Genomic DNA, 3,181 nt, shown 5'->3' with positions numbered 1-3,181 from the left:
CCAGCGCCCCGTATGGGGAAAGAGGTGAGAAGGTTTTAACTCAACTTCAAAGGATTTTCGGGAGAATGCAAGTAATATATACTCCTGTGGAAGGTGATGAGATATATGAGATTATAAGGAAAAGGTTATTTGAAGATTTGGGGGATGTAAAGGAGCATGAAGTGGTAGCTTCCCAGTATTTTGATCTTTATCAGAGACTTGGGGAGGAGGTTCCACCAGAATTTCGTGAAGTTCGATATAAGGAGAAGATTAAAAAGGCTTACCCATTTCATCCTGAAACCATAGATGTTCTTTATGAGAGATGGGGGACTATACCAAGTTTTCAGAGAACTAGGGGTGTGCTCAGGCTTTTAGCAGAGGTTATTTATGATAACTTCATTAGACAAGATCCCTCACCACTTATACAGCCAGCAAACATTAATCTCTCTAACCCTAAAATAAGAAGAATGTTTATAGAGCATATAGGCGAAGTATTCGAATCCGTTCTAGCTTCAGATATAGTTGGTGACAATGCAAGAACCGCAAAAATGGATAGGCGAATGGGAAGTGAATATGCTAAATTTAAGGTTGCAAACGGTTTAGCAACATCCATTTTCCTATACTCATTTCCAGCCACCGAACGGAGAGGAATAAGCATTCAAAGACTTAGAGTTGCATTTTTAAGAGAAGGGATACCTCCAGCTATCGTAGGGGATGCTCTTAAAAAGCTTGAAGATATAGATGGCCCACTTTACCTCCATTCTGAAAAGGGACTCTACTATTTTAGTAGTCAAGTAGGATTAAATAGGTTAATTTTGGATAAGGAAGAGGCATTAAGGGAACATGAAGTTGAAGCTGAAATTAAAGGTAGATTAGAAAGGATTGCTGGAAGGGATTTCGAAGTCTATATTTGGCCTAAATCCAATAGTGACATCCCAGATAATAAGAAGCTAAAGTTGGCTATTCTACCATTGGAATTGATGATAGATAATCCTAATACGTTTGCATTTATTCAAGATGTACTTACCAATTACTCAAGTGGTTATAGAGTTTATAAGAACACAATTCTCTTCTTGGTTTTAGATTCAAACGAATATGAGGGATTAAAGGAGGTTGTTCGCCGTTTCCTAGCCTTAAAGGCAATAACTTCAGATAAAGAAACTTTGAAAACTCTAACAGAAACTGACAGAGAAAAGGCGAACCAATGGTTTAAGGATAAAGATTCGGATGTATTATTCAAGATAATATCTGCATATAGATATTTGGTCAAGGGTTCAAAGGATGGTCTTAAAAAGTTTGATCTAGGAATTCCCACAGTGGGTGAAAGACCTGGCCTTTCAATGAGAGTGAAGCGTTATCTTAAGGACCAAGAACTTTTACTGGATAGATTGTCGCCTAGATTCTTGATAGAGAAAACTTTTTCAGAAGGGGATGAGCGTAAAAGTTTATCTGAAATATGGGAAGCTTTCCTAAAGTATTGTGAACTTCCAATGTTGGAAAATGAAAGTGTTCTTAAGAATGCTGTCATAAGAGGTGTTCAAGAAGGAGTTTTTGGGCTCCTAATCAATGATAAAGTTTTGTACCAAGAAAGTGTCCCATCTTTTGAAATAAGTGATGAAGTTTTCATAGTGAGGAAGGAAATAGCTGTTAAAATGAAGGAGGAGGTAAAAGAGGGGGAAGTTGAGAAAGTAGGAATTGAAAAAGGAGAATCAAATGTACAAAAAGAAGGAGTTACATCTACAACGGAAACTGTTGAGGAAAAAGCTTTACAGAAAATAATTATTGAAGTTGAAATTCCTTGGGATAAGCTTTCTAATTTAATTAGTGGAGTATTTAGACCATTAACTCATGAAGGAGCTGAAATTTCATTAAAAATGAGGATTGAAGCTTCATCAATAAAAGGGATAAACAAAGACACATATAACTTAAAAGTGAAGGAAACATTGAATCAAATTGGGGCAAAAATAATATGGGAAAAAACTGAATAGGTTCAATTGAGGTTGCCATTTTGTCAGAACGTGTTTTTGTGAAAAAGCTGTATGAAGCGATTCTTAGGGAAAAAGAGCTTGGTAGGCATGGGTGGTTGAAAAAAGTTTATAGAAACAAAAATCTTTCTACTAAAGAATTTCAAGATATTTGGCTGGAGTGGTGGAGTGGAGCATTACCTCCTCGAACAGAAGTTGATATAATACTGGTCTTTGAAGATCCGATAGAGATATTGGATAAAGCAATTATAGGATGTATAGAAATTGAGTATTTTACATCTGAGAGCATGAGTAAAAAGAATTTCTACGAAGGTTTGCAGCAAGTCTTAGCTTTTTCAATTTTCGGTTTTGATGGCTTATCACTTTGGCATGTATTTTCCTCTGAAATGGAAGAAAATATCATAAAAAATTACGCTAACACGGCAGGGGAAATAATAAATAGTTTTAAGCTACCGATTTTTTATCTAGCCACTAAAATTCTGGACGAGGAAGAACTTAAAATGAGATGTTTTCAACCTATTCAATTAGAGGGAAATCTAGAATATTTTATTGACTGGTTAAATAGTTATTGGATGAGAAGAGAAAATAGAAATCCACTTCTAGGAAATGATGAAATAAAGAATAGAAGAAAGATTCTCAAAATGCTACTTAAAATACCAGTATAAAGGATTTTACCACATATTTTGCCATTAATTTTAATCTTCTTTTTGCTGAATTTTATGATATTTTAAACTTATGAGGAAACTTCTATGCTTTTGAGTTGTTGATATTTATCGTTAAATCTATCGTATGCTTAATGTTAATTGTGCACAGAGTTTCAGCCAAATATCCAAAAATATTATAATGTTAGAATGCTTAAAGAAAATTGAATAGACAAACTGGAATTGCCATCAAATAAGTAAGGTGAGAAATTTCGATGCCTATTTGTGATAGGTGTGGTAGGTGGTTTAATTTTATTGTTTGTCCGTATTGTGGTTATGTTCCGCTTTATGCTGATAGGGGCATGTTTTTGAGGTTTATGGAGGGTTTGCTTTATAGGGAGAGGGCTGAGGAGGAGAGGAGGGTTGAGGGGGATAAAGTGGTTGGTGAGCTTATTGATGTTGCTGGGGATACTGTTACTATTGATTGTGGGATTCCAAGGTTTGAGGAGGGTGATGTTGTAGGTTATATTGATGGGGGTAGTATTGTGCCTCTTGGTGTGGTTTTGGGTGGAGGGC

3 protein-coding genes are annotated in these 3,181 nt (G+C 35.7%); all 3 read left to right on the top strand.

All coding sequences use genetic code 11. From position 1 onward, the window contains the following. The coding region (locus MRT15_RS11810; protein ID WP_304330468.1) for a DUF499 domain-containing protein at nt 1-1,967 on the top strand (1,967 nt) is incomplete at its 5' end. 20 nt (nt 1,968-1,987) lie between these two features. Then, the gene (locus MRT15_RS11805; protein ID WP_304330467.1) at nt 1,988-2,629 is read left to right on the top strand and encodes a hypothetical protein; all 642 of its coding nucleotides are present in this window, start codon (nt 1,988-1,990) and stop codon (nt 2,627-2,629) included. 251 nt (nt 2,630-2,880) lie between these two features. Then, on the top strand, nt 2,881-3,181 hold a 301-nt coding region (locus MRT15_RS11800; RefSeq protein ID WP_304330465.1), incomplete at its 3' end, for a hypothetical protein.

It is taken from the genome of Candidatus Culexarchaeum yellowstonense (assembly GCF_024707025.1).
Classification (GTDB): Archaea; Thermoproteota; Methanomethylicia; order Culexarchaeales; family Culexarchaeaceae; genus Culexarchaeum.
Note: the sequence above shows the minus strand (reverse complement) of the source record. Positions and strands in the feature narration are given on the sequence as shown.